This window comes from Flavobacterium tyrosinilyticum, from assembly GCF_023656565.1.
Classification (GTDB): Bacteria; Bacteroidota; Bacteroidia; order Flavobacteriales; family Flavobacteriaceae; genus Flavobacterium; species Flavobacterium tyrosinilyticum.
In genome coordinates, this window is record NZ_JAMOKG010000003.1 from 1,002,332 (window position 1) to 1,020,687 (window position 18,356).

An 18,356-nucleotide genomic window follows, 5' to 3' on the forward strand; every position below is an offset into this window, starting at 1 on the left:
TTAAGATTCAGCTTTCTACTATTTTTTTGCCCAATAATTATTTCGTAATTGTATCGGCTTTAACTGTTACCGTTGTATCCATATTAATTGTATCAACTTCTGGTCCAACTGTATCAATGGTGTTTTGAATAGAATCATTTTCGTATGAATCTATTGTTGTGCTTTCGTTCTTTTTACAAGAAAATGCTAATCCTGTTAGAAGAATTAAGAAAGCAACTTTTATTTTTATTTGCTTTTTCATAATCCTATATTTTTAAATAAATATTTCCTTCTTTAATATTATAAAACTACTCCTTTTAAACTTTACTATCTTTACACAATTTCATTCACTTTTTACATAACAAGACTTTCATTTTCAGATAATTACCAATAAAAAGAGCGGAAAATTTCCGCTCTTTCTATTATCCTTTAGTCTGTCTTTGTTGCTTCATTTTCAGCAATATCTCTGTTGAAATTATTTTTATGCCTAAGTTCTTCGTAATCGGCATCATCTCCCCAATCTCCCGTATTTTGTTGGTGCATAGGATTATCTGTTTCGTTTAGGTGTTCCTGCTTATTGTCATCATTCGGAAAATACATCTGATATCCTAAAATAGGATCCCAATTGGTTTCTTGCGTACGATCAATTCCATCTTGGAATAAATCGTTTTTTTCATCTCTTGTATCCATTTCTAATTCTTTTTATACCATCAAAAACTGAAAGTATGATTATTACTTTGTTTTCCTACATTCGTAAAATTCAGCAAAATAGACCGGTTTTTGTTACATTATTTTGATGAAAGTTTACATGATTCTCTTATCACATTTTAAATTTCACTTGGCTTGATTTTCCTTTTGTAAAATAAAACTTATTTTTTTGTTTTTTAGTTTGATTATTCAATTCGTAAGTATTTTCTTTGTACAAAACCAAAGACATATTAAACTTATAAATAACCTAAAAAGTATGCCCAAAAAAATACAACCGCTATTTTATACTTTATTATTCATTTTTGTAATTCTTGTAAGCTGTAAATCAACAAAAACTCCAAACAATCTTAATCAAACCCTCTTAGAAAGTCCTAATCTTACCGTAAAACAGACATGGCAGTTTAAAGATTTTCAAAAAGATAGTATTCCAGGAATCTCTCTTGAGAAATGGTATCTTCAAAACAAAAAGAAACCCAAAAACAAAAATCTTATTATCGCGGTAATTGATACGCAAATCGATTTAAAACACGAAGATTTACAAGGTATTATATGGACAAATACCAAAGAAATCCCTAATAATGGTATTGATGATGATCATAATGGGTACATAGACGATATTAATGGATGGAGTTTCACAGGAACTAAAAGTGGCGCGTATGTGGTCTGGAACAGATATGAATATGTGCGTATAGTAGAAAAATGGGAACCACTTTTTAAAGGTAAAAGCGAATCTGAAATTGAGGCTGAGGATATTTATAAATTTAAAGAATACCAGCGCGCACTAAAAACCTTTAAAGAAAAAAATGAATATTATGGCAATTGGCATCAATCACTACAGTACCGCGTAGCAATGTTTCCACTTGTAAAAGATACATTAAAATACTTTTTCCCAAAGGAAGATTATACATATAAACAACTTGACAGCATGTATAAAAAGTATAAGATTAATGATAAAACTTATCGTCAGATGCGTAAGGACAAGGACACAGATTTAGGTGCCCTTATAAAATATATGATGGTAGGTATTGAATCTGGCGAAAAAAAACTTGAAGATATAAAAGATAAAGAAATACAGTTAGATTCTGTTCTGAACAAAAATCTAAATTTGAATTATAATGAAAGATTATCTATTGCTGATAACCCTGAAATCTTAGAAAAAGGATATGGCAATAATAAAATTAGCAATACCATCGAAGGAATTAGACCTATTCAGGATCACAATACTATGGTTTCTGGTCTTTTGTCTGCCAATAGATACAACAATAAGGGAATAAAAGGAATGACCGAAGCCAAGATTATGCCTATAAATATTTCTCCTTCTGGTGATGAACACGATAAAGACATAGCAATGGCCATTCGATATGCTGTAGATAACGGAGCAAAAGTTATTAATATGTCCTTTGGAAAAGAGTTTTCGATGCATCGTGATTGGGTAATTGATGCTTTTAAATATGCTGAAAAACATAATGTTCTTCTTGTACACAGTAGTGGAAATGATGCAGAAGACGTAGACCAAAACATTTCTTTTCCTAATGATTTAGATTATGATGAAAAAACAGAAATAAGTAATAATTTTATTAATGTTGGATCTATAACCCAAAAATTTGGAGCGACACTGGTTTCTGATTTTTCAAATTACGGAAAGCAAAATGTAGATTTATTTGCACCTGGAGAAGATATTTATACAACTGGCTCAGAAAATAGATATAAATTTGAATCTGGCACTTCTTTTGCCGCCCCTATGGTTTCTGGAACAGCGGCATTAATTTGGACTTACTATCCTAAGCTTTCTGTAAAACAAGTAAAACAAATTATTTTAGATTCTGGAACTCCCTATAATATTGAGGTTATTCTTCCTGGAACTACAGACAAAAAAGTTCCTTTTTCAGAATTATCCAAAACTGGAAAAGTCCTAAATCTTTACGATGCCATGCAACTCGCAGAAAGAATAAACAAACAAAATAAATAAAGATTGGAGCATAAATCAAGTATAGAAAATTCTAAGAATAATAATTACCTTTAAAATTCTATAAAATTGATTTATGACTGAGATTTTCAAAATGTTTAAAATTACAACTGCCGAATCTGAAAAAATTATGCAATCGGTAAACGAACCTCATGCGCATGATTTTGAAGAACTTATTATTGGAAATAAAGGTCAGCTGGAACATTTTATAGATTTTCAATCCAAATTAATAGAAGCGCCTTTTATCAGTTTTGTCACTCAAGGAAAAATTCATCGCGCAAAACCTCTTGTAAAAGATGGCGATTGCGATATGTGGGTTTTGCGATTCAAAAGTGAATTTATTGCCGAAACCACTTTTAGTCTTTATGCTTCCTTTCATGACAAGGCAAATATTAGTTTGCAGAGCAATCAGTGTTTTGAAAAACTAGATACGATCTGCAAAATTATTTTTGATGAATACCAACAAGAAGCTCCTGATCTTGCTGTTATCAAATCATTATTAGGCGCACTTTTTACAATTATTGAATCGGAAAGACGCAAATTGAATTTGAATAATGATGAATCGAAAAAAATTCAAAGTTCAACTTTTAAAAACTTTCTGAGATTATTAGAAGAGCATTATAAAGAATCGAAAGACGTTAATTTCTATGCAGAAAAACTTTTTATGACTTCGCGCAACTTAAATATTATCTGCCAAAATATTTTACAGCAAAGCGTTTCGGAAATTATTGAAACCCGAAAATTGACTGAAGCCAAAAACTTATTAATGACCACAGATAAAAACATTGCCGAAATAGGTTACGAACTCGGTTTTAATGAAAAAACATATTTTACACACGCTTTCAAACGAAAAGCAGGAATGACTCCAACCGAATTTAGAGAAGAAATGAAGAAGCTTCTTTCTTAAAAACACAACCTTTCTTCCGAAAATCGTTACCTCGTTGGTTGTAATTAAATGCAACTTTGTATCACAAATAAAAGATACTTTTTAAGCAATTAATTATAAAAAATGAATCGTAAAGATTTTCTAAAAACCATGGCAATTTTACCTATCGGAGCTGCAGCAATGAAACTCAGCTCACTCAAAACGGCCGTAGATACTTTTGGCCCAACAGAACGAATGCCGGTTCTTTTTCTTGGACACGGAAATCCGATGAATGCATTGGCAGATAATAATTTCACGCAAGGTTTTCAGCAAGTGGCCAAAACATTGCCAAAGCCAAGAGCCATACTTTGTATTTCGGCGCATTGGGAAACCAAAGGAACTTTTGTAACCGCAATGCAAAAACCACCCACTATTCATGATTTTGGAGGTTTTCCTCAGGCACTTTTCGATGTGCAATATCCTGCGCCTGGAAGTCCAGAATTGGCTTTGGAAACACAAAAACTGATTACTTCAACTTCAGTTGGTTTAGACAACAGCTGGGGATTGGACCACGGATGCTGGACGGTGGTAAAATTTCTTTATCCAAACGCCGATATTCCAGTTATCGAAATGAGCATTGATTATACGCAACCTGCCTCATATCATTATGAATTGGGAAAAGAATTGGCAGCTTTACGCCGAAAAGGTGTTCTTATTGTCGGAAGCGGAAATACAGTTCACAACTTACGTCTAGCGGCATGGGACAAAATGATGGTTCCTGGTTACGCCTTTGAATGGGCGCATATTGCAAATGAAAAAATGAAAAGCATGATTTTGAACAATGACCATAAATCGCTTATTCAGTTTGATAAACAAGGAAGAGAATTTGAATTGGCGGTTCCAACACCAGAACATTATCTGCCGTTATTGTACATTTTATCACTTCAAGAAAAAGATGAAAAAGCAACCGTTTTCAATGACGAACTTGTTGCGGGATCACTCAATATGATGTCTGTAAAAATAGACAAAGCATGAGTATAAAAAAGCCTTTTTGGATAGCATTTGCTGTTCTTATTATCCTATCCATTTTCAGTTTTACGATTATGAATTCAACAAAAGAAAAAACTAAACTGCATTATTTAATTAGAGAACCTAAAATAAAAACAGCAAATCCGCCTTTGGTGATTTTGCTTCATGGTGTTGGCGGAAACGAACAAAATCTTTTTTCGTTTGCTCCCGAATTGCCAGATAATTTTGTGGTGGTTTCTGCACGCGGACCATTGACTTTTGGTCCAAATAGTTTCGCTTGGTTTCAGGTGGATTTTTCTACTGGAAAACCTCAAATAAATGCTGAACAGGCAGAAAATTCAAGATTAATGCTGATTGATTTTATTAATGATTTAAAATCTCAAATCAACTTTAACCCAGATGAAGTTTATTTAATGGGATTTAGCCAAGGCGGAATTATGAGTTACAGCGTTGCGCTTACTGCTCCAGAAAAAGTAAAGGGAATTGCTGTAATGAGCGGAAGACTGTTGCCCGAAATAAAACCGTTTATGGCAGATGAAAAACGTCTTGACAATCTTAAAATTTTCATTTCTCACGGAAAACAAGATGCCGTTTTAAATTATCAATATGCCGTCGATGCGACTGATTTTCTAAAAACAAAAAACTTAAACCCAAATTTTCATTCTTATGAAGAAGGCCATACTGTAAATAAACAGATGGTTGATGATGTCAATCTTTGGTTAAAGAAGAATAGCCTTTAATAAAAAAAGCCTGTAAAGTAATATTTACAGGCTTTTTACAAAAATCTAATTTCCTAAATCAAGTAATTTAAAAAGTAACTAATTTCACTCCCAATGTAAACCATCTAGAAGGCAGCGGCACCGCTCCTACTTCATAATACGTTGCATTGAAAATATTTTGTCCATCTAAAAAGATCGTGAATTTATTAATTGACTGACTTACTCTAAAATCATTTACCCAGTAAGAAGGTCCTGTAATTCTTTCGTTAAAACGAGTTGCAAACATCACAGATAAGTTTTTAAACTGATAATCTATCGTGTTGGTAATTTGATGCTTTAATGAAGAAATGGAATACTTCGAGTACGTTTCTGTACGCGCTGTTTTAAATTCAGAATCTAAATAGGTGTATCCTAAAAGAATGTTCAATCTAGAATCTTTAGAGAAATCGAATCTATAAGTTCCACGCAAATTGATACCGTTGGTATTCAAATCTCCTGTGTTTTGACTTTGCCACGGCTGCGTCGTAAGATTACGCATCCAATCGATATAGTTGTCTATTTTTCTGTAGAAATAATTCGCATTAAAGCTCAAAGCTCTTTTGTTGTATTTAAATCCGATTTCGCTCTGAAACGCGTTTTCTGAATCTAATTCTGGATTTCCGATATTTCCTGTCTGTTTCAAGTATAAATCGGTAAACGAAGGAATTCTTTGGCTTGTTCCCACATTTCCAATAATTTTAAATGCATCTGTAATGGCATAACTAGCGTCAATTCCTGGGTAAATCTGCCATTTGTAATCTGAATTATAGTTTAAATATGTTCCAATATTTACATCTAGTTTTTCAGTAAAACTCGTTCTGTATTCAGCATACAATCCAACATTTTCGCGATCGTGATCTCCAATGTTTGAAGAGTGAATGTTTTCGTTTCTAAATTCAGCTCCAAAGCCAATTTCTCCTTTAGATAATTTAACGGTAGAGTTCAATTCTCCCGCAATTGAATTGGTATAATGCTGACTTCTTCCAACAGCCAGATTTGAGTTTCCTAAATAACGGTAATCATCATAATTGTATCTGTAAGTCACTCTCGGCATAATTTTCCAACTGTCCGTAATTTGATGATTGGACTGAATGTTGGCAAATGTAGTCTGAACAATTTCGGTTGAGTTTTTATCTCCAGGCGCTGCGTAAAATCCGTTTGCACCAAATCCGTTATTGATATAACCTGCAGAACCTAAAATTTCGTTTTTATCATTGATTTGAACATTTCCTTGATAGAAAATTTTGTTGTTTTCGAATGCGGTATTGTAACGGTAACCGTTGCTTTTATCGTGCGAAGCGAAGATTAAATGCTGTTGTTTTTCTTTACCTAAAACAGCTCCTGCTTGAATTCCTGTTCCGTAAAAAGTATCGTCTGTATCTTGCGTATCTTTTTCAAAATTAGAACCTGCATAAGTGCTTACCATAAAACCAGAATCGGTTGGCTTTTTAGTAATAATATTAATTGCTCCCGTTAAACTGTTAATTCCGTAAATTCTCGCAGCTGGACCACGAACGACTTCGATTCTTTCAATTGCTTCAACCGGAAGAGGAAGATTCAACATATTATGGGCAGTTTGCGAGTCGATTACTTTTGCTCCGTTTAGCAAAACAACAGTTTGCTCAAAACTTCCACCGTCAACACTAATGTCGGCTTGAGTTCCAAATGGCCCTCTTTGTCTGATGTCTACTCCGTTGGCATATTGCAATACTTCTTGCAATGTTCTTCCTGGCAATTTTTTAATGGTTTCGCTTGAGATAACATATACATTTCTATTTTGTTTAGAAATGGGTGTATTAAAACGGCCTTCATTAATAATAACTTCATCCATTTGGTTGATGGAATCGTTCTTTGTCTGTGCGTAAAAATTGGTACAAATTACTGTAAAGACAGCAAAATAGATTTTTTTCATTTTGGTTTACTATTTTTTTGGCAAAAGTAGCGCCTTACCGTACCAATAAAGCATACCAGTTTTGTAATTATAACTAGTCCGGATGAATTTCTATTCTATTTTGGCCAAATTCAAATAAACCTGAGAGATATTACTTATAAATCAAATATTTAGCACGCATTTTTTTAAATGCTGTCACACCTTCTTTCCAGCTGTTTCTAATTTCTTCTTCCGAAATTCCGGCTTCAATTTGCTGTTGCAATTTTTCGTTGCCAGCACGAATGGCAAATTTTCTTTTATCAAAAAACTTCGATTTATCAGAAGTGGTTTGATAGGCTTTAATAAGCCATTTTATTTCTAATCTATTTACTTTCGGAATTGCAGATAAATCTTCTCCATTACATTCCACACCTTTATACAAAGGATCTTTATCGCCAAAATTAGGTTTTGGAATAAAAGCAAAATCACTTTTTGGAAGATATGGAGATCCGTAAATCTGAAATTGCTTTTCAGTTCCACGTCCCATACTCACATTAGTTCCTTCAAAAAGGCATAAACTCACGTACAAATTAATAGCTTGATCGTTTGGTAAATTTGGCGAAGGTCTTACAGGTAAACTATAAGAGCTTTTTCTAGTATAATTCAAACACGGAATTACAGTCAACTTACATTGAATTCCATCTTTCAGCCATTTTTGTCCGTTGATCATTTTTGCTTCTTCGCCCAAAGTCATTCCGTGCAATAAAGGCGTCGGATGCATTCCGATACCGCTTTTAAAAGCAATATCCAAAACCGGACCGTCGACAATCGCGATATTCGGATTGGGACGATCCAGTACAATCAGTGGAACATTGTTCTCTGCGCAGGCTTCCATAATGCGGTGCATTGTAGAAACATACGTGTATAATCGTGTTCCAACATCCTGCAAATCAAAAATCATAATATCGATTCCTTTTAATTGCTCTGGTGTTGGTTTATTGTTTTTTCCGTATAATGAAGTAATCGATAACCCTGTTTTAGAATCTATTTCGTCCGATACATGTTCGCCCGCATCGGCTGTCCCTCTAAAACCGTGTTCTGGTGCAAAAATGGTTTTGATTCTTACTTTTTGTTCTACTAAAAAATCGACTAAGTGTTTTTCTTTAGTGATAATTCCCGTTTGATTGGTAACGATTCCTACGGTTTTGCCTTTTAATAAAGGTAAGTATTTTTCAGAATTCTCAGCGCCGGTTTTTATTTGCTGCGCAAAAGAAACCGCTGAAATTAGTATGCAGATTATTATATTTTTCATAGTGATTATTTTTTATATTTTTTCTGCCACGAATTCACGAATTATTATTTATAATCTATGTGTTTAAAAAACATCCACCGAATTACACCAATTTGAAATAATTCGTGAATCAAGCGACAGCGAACAAGCAAAACAATTGGCTAAAAATCATTTTAATCCTTTTAATCTGTGGCAAAATTTTTCTCACAGATTGAGAAAATTAATTCGTGAATTCGTGGCTAAAAAAATCATTTATTAATTTGCCTCCAGATTTTAGCACTAAAATCGTCTTTATACATTAATCGGTTTGTTCTCGTTGGGTTAACTCGATTCGTTAGAATGATTAAAAATCTATTAGTATTTCTATTCATAAAGAAAAAAGTTCCTGTGAAACCTGTATGTCCAAAATCGTCTTTTGTAAAAAACTCGTCTGGTTTTCTTTTATCAAAACCTAAACCTCTGTAAATTCCTTCTTTCGCAAGTGGCGAATCTGTAAACTCTTTTACGACATTTGCCTTTAGAATCTGTTTTCCTTTATAATTTCCGTTGTTCATTAACATTTTGCAGATAACGGCAATCGATTCTGCGTTGGCAAATAAACCTGCATTTCCAGAGACACCTCCAAAAATTGCCGCCGCTTCATCATGCACATAACCTTTAATAGTATCTCTTCTGAAGAAATTATCTACTTCAGTCGGCATTACGTTTTCAATTGAAGTCCATTTTAACGGATTATATCCAATTTTTGAAATGCCTAATTCGGTATAAATTTCATTGGTGAACTTATCGAGTTTTTTGCCTGTTTTGGTTTCTATCATTTGTTTCACCAAAAGCAAATTTAAATCGCTATACAAATATTTCCCTCTCGGATTTGTATTGGCCTTCGCAATCCTTTCATAAACTGACGGATAAAATTCTGGATTCAGCCACATGTTTTTATAAATCTGAACCCAATTTTCTTTTGGTTCAAAAACCAGATATTTAGAATCGTAAACAATATTTTTGTTCACAAACATATTATCAAAAGGCTCAACATATTGCTCTGATTTTTGATTGCTCAACAAAGCCGAATTATCTGGTGTAGAAAGCAATGATTGATAAAAAGTGATACTTGGTGTTAATCCAGAAGTATGTGTTAGCAATTCAAAAAGCGTTAAATCGGAAATCGCTGTGTTTTTGTACATCGGAACAATTTCGCCCACTTGATCTGTCAATTTAATTTTTCCATCTCCAACCAAACGCATCGTTACCAATGTCGCTCCTAAAACTTTAGACATTGAAGCCAAATCAAAAACATCATCTGATTTTACTAATTGCTTTTTTGTATAATCATGATAACCGTAATTTTTAACTATCAAATTAAAATCCATTGTACCCACAATAATTTGCGCTCCTGGAAAAAAACCTTTTTCAAGCGCATTTGTCATCATCGAATCAATGTAAACTTCATTTCTTTTTACATCAAAAGATTGCTTTGCCTTTTTCTGAGAATAACCATTTATTCCCAAAAAAATCAACGAAACCATTATAATTTTGACACCAATATTTTTCATAGTACTACGGATTAATTTTTAAGTCCTGCCCTGCCATTAAAGGCTCATTATTGGTTCCTGTAATTTGAATTCTAACGGCTTTTACAGGCTGTTTCGGATAAATCGATGCATTTCCGTAATCGAAATTATCTGCTTTTATAAAATCAGTTCCATTATATGAAAACTCTACAAAACCATTATTAATAATAAATCTTGGATGATGCGGAATTCCGGTTAAAACATCTATTTTAGAAGAGATTACAGGATTAGTAAAGGTATACAAAATCCAATCGCCGTCTTTACACGCAACATCGGTACGCAAATACGATTCTTCATTGTAATCTTGCAGATTCGAAATTGGAAACTTCGGATTTTCTGCCATCGAAGAAGTCACTTTCACTTCTGGTTCCTGATAAGGCGAGCAATTGAATTTTACATTTGCAGCGGACTTTTTCTCTTCCTTATTTTCAACCGTAAAATCCAATCTATACGTGTTTTTTGCGTTGTAATTTTCAATTAGAAATCTCAAACGAGGTTTTGATTTTAAAGCTTTTTCGTCTGCATAAGTCTGAACTAATTTATCATTTTCAAAAAGCGAAACATTTTTGATTGTTCCGTTCGCTCCATCGTCTGTTGGATTAAATGTCAAATACCAAATCCCTTTTTTATCTACATGTTCTGAGATGTTTTCAGAAATAGTCAGAACTTCTGCTTTTGAAGTATTCCAAGTAGCAACAGGCAATTTCTCCACTTTTACAGCTGGACTTGCCGACGTTTCATTAAAAAACACTCTAAACATATACTGCTCGTAATCTTTCGTCTGAATTGGTCCTGTATATAAAGAAGATTGTCTTGTTGGCTCATTTCCATCTTTGTCAAATCGTACAACGGCACCTTCATAAGGCGGTGTTACGGTAATAGTTCCGTTTTTATAAATAGCTGTTGGGGGAAAATCTCTAAATGCAATTCCCATATTGGCCAATCTTTTTAAATGGTTGTTGGTTAATCTTTCATAAAAATCATCCCAGTTTTTATCTTCTTTTTTAGACCAGCCAATTTCAGATAAAGCACTGATTCTCGGATAACTTTGGTATTCCATAATTCTTGCTGGACGATCCAAATATTCGCTCCATAAAGCGCCTTGAACTCCAATGATATTTTTTTGTTCTTCGGGAGTTAAGTCAGCATCAGGAATTGGTTCAAACGAATACGCTCTTTTGGTATCTGTGATTGCTGCCCAACGATGGCCTCGTTCTGTTTCAGATTGTGCCATATCGTAATACGTAAACTGTCCCGGCATCATGATCGTTTTATATCCTTTTTTTGCCGATTCAATTCCGTAACTAATTCCCTGCCAAGCAGAAATCAATGTGTTCGGATTAATTTCTCCGCCTTTCAGGATTTCATTCCATCCATCCGTTTTTTTATGGTATTTATCTACAATCGTTTGAACTCTTCTAAAAAAATAATTCTGAAGCTGAAAACTATCTGTAAATCCTTCTTTTGCCATTAAAGCTTGACATTTTGGACAATGTTCCCAATTGGCACGATTCACTTCGTCTCCCGCAATATGAATATATTCAAAAGGAAATAATCCAGAAACTTCTTTAATGATTGAATCGAGAAGATCATAATTTTCTTCACGCCCCACACACCAGACATTTTTCACTTCTCCCTGAACACTTTTAAGTTCCTGCGTTATCGCACAACCCACTTCTGGATATGAAGCCGTTACCGCACGCGAATGCCCTGGAATTTCGATTTCTGGCATTACAGAAATACCGCGATTTGCAGCATAAGCTACGACTTCTTTAATATCTTCTTGTGTATAAAAACCTCCGTAACGTTTGTCTCCAGAACCATAAGATGGCAATAAAACTTCGCCAGGGCCTCTCCAAGCACCTTTTAAAGTTAAATCTGGCATTGATTTGATTTCGATTCTCCAACCGTTATCGTCAGTTAAATGCCAGTGAAAAACATTCATTTTATGAGCAGCCAACCAGTCGATATAATTTTTTACAGTTTCTTTGTCAAAGAATTGTCGTGAACAATCCAACATCATTCCGCGCCAATCAAAACGAGGATAATCTTCTATTTTCACAAACGGAAGAGCTCCTTTTGTAACTTCTTTTGCAGAACAAATTTGCAGTAAAGTCTGAAATCCGTTTAAAACACCTTTATCCGTTTTTCCTTTTATGAAAGTTCCTTTTTCGTTTATTTCTAATTGATAACCTTCGTTTGGAAGATTCAGTTTCTTATCTACTAAAAATGAAATAGTATTTTTTCCGTGTTTTTTTCCAATGGAAACAATTGGGGCAACTCCTGTATTTTTTGAAAAACCAGCTGTGATATAATCGGCGCTATTTTTTAGTTTTTTGTCTACAACAATTTTTAATGGTGAAGGCAAAACAAACTGTCCCGCGCTTTGCAGAACCGATACAGGCTTGGGAATTAAATCTAATTTTTGGGCTTGTACAAAACTAAGCGAACTTAGAAATAGGGCTAATAGAAGAATACTTTTTCTCATTTCTTTTTATATTTTATTTTGTTGAAAATTCAATCGGACTGCTTTCTGTCTGGGTCTGACTCAAAGCGGTGAGCGCATAAACGTAGTTTTCCAAATCTGGGTTTGGCACTTCTAGTTTTAGAGCCGTTGTCACATAATAAATATTCTGAGGATTTGAGAAATCGGTAATTTTTCCTTTTGGAAATCTGTAAATCACATATTTTTTGTCATTTAAAGCCGCCTTCCAAGTTAAAACTGCTTTGTCGCCTTTTTTGGCAATTACTGCATTTGTTGGAACTTCTGGTTTTAATCTCGTAATTCTATTCGCTTCTGGCGTTAAAGCGATGTATTTGTATTCTTTTTGAAGAAGAGGATTTCTAAGTGTATCTCCTTTTTTTAAGAAAGTCGAAGCGGTAAAATGCATCGAACCATCAATTTGAGGCATTTTACGAATCATTTCAATCTGTTTTACAATTTGATCTGGACTTCTCCATTCTGGTTCTTTAGCAGTAGTTGAAATTTTGTAATCGCCATGACCCACATAAACATTTGCTCCGTATTTGTGTTCTGCCCACCATTTTGCCAGAACTTCAAAATTGGCTCTGTCAAAACCAATGTGCCAATAGATTTGAGGCGTTACATAATCGATCCAGTTTTCTTTTTGCCATTTTAAGATATTCGCATACAAATCATCATAATTGGTTGCTCCTGCTTTTGTATTAGAACCTTGTGAATCTTTGGCTATATTTCTCCAAACTCCAAATGGCGAAATTCCGAATTCGACTTCTGGTTTATTAGCGATAATGGTATCTCTAATTTGTTTGATGATTAAATCGACATTGTCTCTTCTCCAATCGTCTTTGTCTTTAAACTGGCGCGGTTCTTTGGCAAATGCTTTTTCATCTGGAAACTCCTGCCCTTCAATTTTATACGGATAAAAATAATCATCCATATGCACGGCCTGAATATCATATTTACGAACAATTTCGCCCACAACAGAAGCCACAAAATTTCTAGTTTCTTGCAAACCTGGATTAAAATATCTCGTTTTTCCGTACGTCAGAAAAAGGTCTGGTCTTTTAAAATATAAATGATTTTTTGAAAGCACATCTCTTACCGTATCTTTTTGAACACGATACGGATTAAGCCACACATGAACGTTCATTCCGCGTTTTCCTGCTTCGTCAATCATCATCTGCAACGGATCAAAACCTGGCGCAACGCCTTGAGTTCCGGTTATCCAATGCGACGCTGGTTCTTTGGTCGATTTGTAATACGCATCGGCCGTTGGGCGAATTTGAAAAATTACAGTATTCATATTGTAAGAACGTAGATTATCCAAAATGGCAATCATTTCGTTCTTCATTTCTTTATCTGATAATCCTGGTTTAGAAGGCCAGTCGATATTTTCTACGGTAGAAATCCAAGCGGCTCGCATTTCTCTTTTTGGAGATTGCTGACTGAAAATTTTGGTCTGAATCAGCAATACCAAAATCACAATTTTTAGGCTTTTCATAAATTATTATTTTAGGTCGTTAGTATAATATTGTTGGCAGAAAATTTTAACCGCAAAGGGCGCAGTGGTTTACGCTATGTTCGCAAAAGTTTCTTTTCATTTTTTTAATCTCGCAAAGTCGCAGAGGCGCAAAGTTTTTCTCTTTTAAGCTTTTTTTTATTCTTTGCGCCTCTTCGACTTTGCGAGCAATCTCATAGAGTAAAGAAGAAAACTTAAAAAAATCTTTCTAATTTAGATTGGCAAAAAAATACCTAACAGGTTTTGAAAACCTGTTAGGATAACCAACCAAAATTTATGCATTACAAATTATCGGTAGTTCGCAATGCACTTAACGTTACTTTGTTTTTATGTTTTCGTTGAAGAAATCATGAAAAAATAAAAGCTGATATTTTAAAGAATTCTCCCAATATTTAAGATTATGTTCGCCTGGGCGTTCGATATAATCGTGATTTATTTTTAGATCCAACATTTTTTCATGCAGTTCTCTGTTTACTTTCATAAAGAAATCATCAACTCCGCAGTCAATAATTAGTTTTAATTTGTTGTCTTTTACCAAGTCTAACATATTGGTCACAGTATTTTGATTCCAGTTTTCTGGGAATTCTGTAATTGGACCTAATCGTTTTTTGATATCCCAATTTTCAGGAAACGGACGAAAATCTACTCCTCCGCTCATACTTCCTGCGGCACCAAATACATCTTGATGTTTGAATGACAAATACAAAGCGCCATGTCCGCCCATACTTAAACCTGAAATGGCTCTTGCTTTACGGTCTGCAATTGTTCTGTACTGTTTATCAATAAACGGAACCAGTTCTTTTACCACATAAGTTTCATACTTAAAACTCGGATCGATTGGACTGTCAAAATACCAGCTTGAATAATTTCCATCTACTCCAACCACTATAAATCCGTATTGATCTACTTGTTTTCCCAGTTCTTTAAAATCTTTGGCCCATGAAGCATAATTTCCGCTATAGCCGTGAAGCAGATAAACAACTGGAAATGTTTTCTTGCTCTTTTTATAATTTTCTGGAACTACCACACAAGTTTTAATGTTCTTCTGCATTGAAGGGCTAAAAACTTGTAAAGTGTCAACCTTTGCTGCTCTGGCTGTAAAAATTAAAAACGCGAACAAAAAGGTGTAAATTGTTTTTTTCATAATTGATGTTTTTATAAAATAATATTTTTGAAAAGCACTGGGAAAATACAAAAAATTATTTCAAACAATCTTTTAAAATAGTTGCGGGATGCATGGCTTTTCTGCTCGTTCCGTCAAAAATCTGATGGCGGCAACTGGTTCCTGCGGCTGCAATTTCTGTAGATGGTTCTGTTGCCCTGATTTTCGGAAACAAAGTATCTTCACCCATCTTCATACTGATTTCGTAATGTTCTTTTTCATATCCAAATGAACCCGCCATTCCGCAACAACCCGAATTATAAATCGTAACCGTATTATTTTTTGGAATATTCAGCATCGCAAAAGAAGCTTCTACACTACTCAATGATTTTTGATGACAATGCCCATGAATTTTGATATTTTTCTCTTTCTCAGAAAATTGATCTGCGTGAATTTTTCCGTTCCCAATTTCTCTTTTGAAAAACTCTTCGACTGTAAAAGTATTTTTAGCTAATTTCTCTGCACTTTCTTTGTCTGCCGCCAATCGGAGATATTCGTCTCTAAAAGTCAATATGGCCGAAGGTTCAATTCCGATTAAAGGCGTATTTTCAGAAATTATATTTTTAAAGGTATTAATGTTTTTATTCGCAATTTCCTGCGCTTCTTCCAGAAAGCCTTTTGAGATAAAGGCTCTTCCGCTTTCTTCATGATCGATTATAATTACTCTGTAACCTAATTTGGTTAATAATTCGAAAGCATCAATTCCGATTGAAACATCGTAATAATTGGTAAATTCATCACAAAAAAGATAAACACTACCATTCTCAAAATAGCTGTCTGGATTATGTTTTTTGTTCTTTTCATACCATTTTCTAAACGTCTTTGGAGCCAATAACGGCACTTGTCTTTCAGGAGCAATTCCCATACGTTTTTTAACGAAAGAAAGATTGGATGTCCAATTGGTAAATGATGGCGCAATACTTCCCAATTCATTCAATTTTGAATTGAAAGCAAATATTTTATTTCGGAAAGAAAAACCGTTTGCTTTTTGGTATTGGTATAAAAATTCAGCTTTTAAAGTCGCTACATCAACATTACTCGGACATTCGCTCGCACAGGCTTTACAGCTCACACACAATTCGAAAACCTTATATAATTCTTCGTGATCGAATTTATTTTCTTTTTCTGAATTCGTCAAATATTCGCGTAAAGCGTTGGCACGAGCACGCGTCGTATCTTTTTCGTTTCTTGTGGCACGATAACTCGGACATAAAGTTCCGCCAGCCGATGGCATTTTACGACAATCGCCTGAACCGTTGCATTTTTCCGCAGCACGTAAAACTCCTAAACTATCAGAGAAATCCTGAATCGTTTTTATCTCCGGTTCTTCCCTTCCCGCTTCAAAACGAAGATTTTCATCCATTTTAGAAGCGTTTACGATTTTTCCAACATTCAAAATCGTGTTCGGATCAAATGCTTTTTTTACTCGTTTTAGCAGTTCGTAGTTTTTATCGCCAATCATAAAAGGCAGAAACTCTCCTCTTAAGATTCCGTCGCCATGTTCACCGCTTAACGAACCTCTGTATTTTTTTACTAGATGCGCTACCTCGGTAGATAAATTTCTGAATTGATGCAATCCTTCTTTTGTCTTTAAATTTATCTTCGGACGCAAATGCAGCTCTCCCGCTCCAGCATGCGCATAGTAAATCGCACTTTGTCCGTGTCTTTCCATCATCGCTGCAAAATCGGCAATATAATTAGGAAGATCACTCAACTCAACCGCTGTATCTTCAATAGAATCGGCCGCTTTATCATCGCCCACAATACTTCCCAAAAGTCCAAGACCTGCTTTTCTTACGTCGTTTACTTTGTCAATATCTGCTCCATAAATTTTGGGCAAGGCATATCCGAAACCATTAATTTGAAGATCTTTAATTAAAGCATCGGCTTGCATTTCGGCATCTTCCATACTAATGTGAGATCCAACCTCGAGCATGATAACTGCTTTTGGTTCGCCAACAATAAAAAACCTATTTTTGGCTTGTTCTCTATTGGTTTTAGTACAATCTAAAATCGTATCATCCATCATTTCGCAAGTGTACAAATGATGTTTCATTGCCGTAACGACGGCTTCCAAACTTTCCTGAATGGTATGAAAATGTGCCACTACCATAATATTGTTTACTGGCGGCAAATCATCTACTTTCAAAGTTATCTCTGTCGTAAAAGCCAATGTTCCTTCACTTCCGCAAAGGAGTTTTCCTAAATTGATGATATCTTCTGTTCCTGAAAAAAGTTTCGATTTTAGTAGAACATCAATCGCATAACCCGTATTTCGTCTGTGAATTTCTGGTTTTGGAAATTCTCTTAAGATTTCTTCCTGATTTTCTTTGTCCGAAAGTTCGTCGTAAATCGTTTTATAAATTTTATTTTCTAAAGAATCCCCTTTTGTTTTCTCTATAAATTCTTCAGAAGTTAAATCTTTAAATACTGCGGTAGTTCCGTCACTTAAAACGGCTTTTATTTCTACAATTTTGTCTCGGGTAACACCATAACGAATTGAGGTTGTTCCCGATGAATTATTTCCGACCATTCCGCCAATCATACATCTATTGGTTGTGGATGTTGTTGGTGAAAAAAATAATCCGTGCGGTTTTAGATATAAATTCAGTTCATCGCGAATTACTCCTGGCTGAACGGTTATGGTTTTCTTTTTAGGATCAAAAGAAACAATTTTATTAAAATGTTTTGAGACATCTACAATGATTCCACTTCCTATAGTCTGTCCCGCCAAAGATGTTCCAGCTGTTCTGGGCGTTATAGAAATTTTATTTTTGGAAGCAAAACGAATAATATTTACAATATCATTTTCTGATTTTGGAATCGCCACGGCAAGAGGCATAATTCGATAAGCAGAGGCATCTGTGGCATATATTTTTTTATGAAGGTCATCATAAAAAAGAGTTCCTTCTAGTGAAGTTTCTAATTCTTGTAGTTGGAGAGAATCGGACATTTAATTGGTTCTGTTGCTTTTGGTTCTTTAATATGTTTTGTTTCTGTTTCGGTAAAAACAATACATTCTAATCTTATTAGAATTCAATATTTATTAAAGTTCCTATTTAAAAGACTGAACTTCTTTTAAATACACCAAGAAATGGCAAGCACATAAAGGAATGTTTTTCATAAATATATCTGACTAATAAAATTAGTTTTAAC

At 34.4% G+C, this 18,356-nt stretch carries 13 protein-coding genes; 4 read left to right on the forward strand and 9 right to left on the reverse strand.

Annotated elements, in window-relative coordinates; genetic code table 11:
• Nucleotides 1-37: 37 nt before the first annotated feature.
• On the reverse strand, nt 38-241 hold the full coding sequence (locus NCC77_RS18625) for a hypothetical protein (RefSeq protein WP_250836940.1): 204 nt from the start codon (nt 239-241) through the stop codon (nt 38-40).
• Nucleotides 242-408: 167 nt separating this feature from the next.
• The gene (locus tag NCC77_RS18630) at nt 409-669 is read right to left on the reverse strand and encodes a hypothetical protein (protein ID WP_250836941.1); all 261 of its coding nucleotides are present in this window, start codon (nt 667-669) and stop codon (nt 409-411) included.
• 274 nt (nt 670-943) lie between these two features.
• Here NCC77_RS18630 and NCC77_RS18635 point away from each other — a divergent pair, with 274 nt between their 5' ends.
• The 4 genes from NCC77_RS18635 to NCC77_RS18650 all read left to right on the forward strand — a co-directional run bounded on the left by NCC77_RS18635 (nt 944) and on the right by NCC77_RS18650 (nt 5,287).
• A complete protein-coding gene (locus NCC77_RS18635; protein WP_250836942.1) occupies nt 944-2,656 on the forward strand; it encodes a S8 family peptidase in 1,713 nt (570 codons plus the stop codon).
• A 73-nt stretch (nt 2,657-2,729) separates the two neighbouring features.
• Nucleotides 2,730-3,560 carry a helix-turn-helix domain-containing protein gene (locus NCC77_RS18640; protein WP_250836943.1) on the forward strand — a complete coding sequence of 277 codons (831 nt, stop codon included), beginning with the start codon at nt 2,730-2,732 and terminating at the stop codon, nt 3,558-3,560.
• Between the two features lie 159 nt (nt 3,561-3,719).
• Entirely contained in the window at nt 3,720-4,553 is an 834-nt protein-coding gene (gene ygiD, locus NCC77_RS18645) for a 4,5-DOPA-extradiol-dioxygenase (protein ID WP_490019315.1), read from the forward strand.
• The gene (locus tag NCC77_RS18650) at nt 4,550-5,287 is read left to right on the forward strand and encodes an alpha/beta hydrolase (protein WP_250836945.1); all 738 of its coding nucleotides are present in this window, start codon (nt 4,550-4,552) and stop codon (nt 5,285-5,287) included. The genes ygiD and NCC77_RS18650 overlap by 4 nt, the downstream gene beginning before the upstream one ends.
• 67 nt (nt 5,288-5,354) lie before the next feature.
• Here the strand turns inward: NCC77_RS18650 and NCC77_RS18655 are convergent, their stop codons facing one another.
• The 7 genes from NCC77_RS18655 to NCC77_RS18685 form a co-directional block, all read right to left on the reverse strand.
• Complete coding sequence (locus tag NCC77_RS18655; RefSeq protein ID WP_250836946.1) at nt 5,355-7,217, reverse strand: TonB-dependent receptor plug domain-containing protein; 1,863 nt, start codon at nt 7,215-7,217, stop codon at nt 5,355-5,357.
• A 130-nt stretch (nt 7,218-7,347) separates the two neighbouring features.
• Complete coding sequence (locus NCC77_RS18660; protein ID WP_250836947.1) at nt 7,348-8,487, reverse strand: exo-beta-N-acetylmuramidase NamZ family protein; 1,140 nt, start codon at nt 8,485-8,487, stop codon at nt 7,348-7,350.
• Nucleotides 8,488-8,714: 227 nt separating this feature from the next.
• Nucleotides 8,715-10,019 (reverse strand): serine hydrolase domain-containing protein, encoded by a 1,305-nt coding sequence (locus NCC77_RS18665; protein WP_250836948.1) that lies wholly within the window; start codon nt 10,017-10,019, stop codon nt 8,715-8,717.
• A 4-nt stretch (nt 10,020-10,023) separates the two neighbouring features.
• Nucleotides 10,024-12,525, reverse strand: coding sequence for a beta-N-acetylhexosaminidase (locus tag NCC77_RS18670; RefSeq protein WP_250836949.1), 2,502 nt, complete (start codon nt 12,523-12,525; stop codon nt 10,024-10,026).
• 13 nt (nt 12,526-12,538) lie between these two features.
• Nucleotides 12,539-14,020, reverse strand: coding sequence for a glycoside hydrolase family 10-like protein (locus NCC77_RS18675; RefSeq protein WP_250836950.1), 1,482 nt, complete (start codon nt 14,018-14,020; stop codon nt 12,539-12,541).
• A 334-nt stretch (nt 14,021-14,354) separates the two neighbouring features.
• Entirely contained in the window at nt 14,355-15,182 is an 828-nt protein-coding gene (locus NCC77_RS18680) for an alpha/beta hydrolase (RefSeq protein ID WP_250836951.1), read from the reverse strand.
• Between the two features lie 55 nt (nt 15,183-15,237).
• Complete coding sequence (locus tag NCC77_RS18685) at nt 15,238-18,153, reverse strand: FAD-binding and (Fe-S)-binding domain-containing protein (RefSeq protein WP_250836952.1); 2,916 nt, start codon at nt 18,151-18,153, stop codon at nt 15,238-15,240.
• Nucleotides 18,154-18,356: the final 203 nt, after the last annotated feature.

Bases quoted from the DNA above. Each gene is read 5' to 3' on its own strand.
- NCC77_RS18625 (WP_250836940.1), bottom strand. From the start codon at position 241: ATGAAAAAGCAAATAAAAATAAAAGTTGCTTTCTTAATTCTTCTAACA.
- NCC77_RS18630 (WP_250836941.1), bottom strand. From the start codon at position 669: ATGGATACAAGAGATGAAAAAAACGATTTATTCCAAGATGGAATTGAT.
- NCC77_RS18635 (WP_250836942.1), top strand. From the start codon at position 944: ATGCCCAAAAAAATACAACCGCTATTTTATACTTTATTATTCATTTTT.
- NCC77_RS18640 (WP_250836943.1), top strand. From the start codon at position 2,730: ATGACTGAGATTTTCAAAATGTTTAAAATTACAACTGCCGAATCTGAA.
- ygiD (WP_490019315.1), top strand. From the start codon at position 3,720: ATGAAACTCAGCTCACTCAAAACGGCCGTAGATACTTTTGGCCCAACA.
- NCC77_RS18650 (WP_250836945.1), top strand. From the start codon at position 4,550: ATGAGTATAAAAAAGCCTTTTTGGATAGCATTTGCTGTTCTTATTATC.
- NCC77_RS18655 (WP_250836946.1), bottom strand. From the start codon at position 7,217: ATGAAAAAAATCTATTTTGCTGTCTTTACAGTAATTTGTACCAATTTT.
- NCC77_RS18660 (WP_250836947.1), bottom strand. From the start codon at position 8,487: ATGAAAAATATAATAATCTGCATACTAATTTCAGCGGTTTCTTTTGCG.
- NCC77_RS18665 (WP_250836948.1), bottom strand. From the start codon at position 10,019: ATGAAAAATATTGGTGTCAAAATTATAATGGTTTCGTTGATTTTTTTG.
- NCC77_RS18670 (WP_250836949.1), bottom strand. From the start codon at position 12,525: ATGAGAAAAAGTATTCTTCTATTAGCCCTATTTCTAAGTTCGCTTAGT.
- NCC77_RS18675 (WP_250836950.1), bottom strand. From the start codon at position 14,020: ATGAAAAGCCTAAAAATTGTGATTTTGGTATTGCTGATTCAGACCAAA.
- NCC77_RS18680 (WP_250836951.1), bottom strand. From the start codon at position 15,182: ATGAAAAAAACAATTTACACCTTTTTGTTCGCGTTTTTAATTTTTACA.
- NCC77_RS18685 (WP_250836952.1), bottom strand. From the start codon at position 18,153: ATGTCCGATTCTCTCCAACTACAAGAATTAGAAACTTCACTAGAAGGA.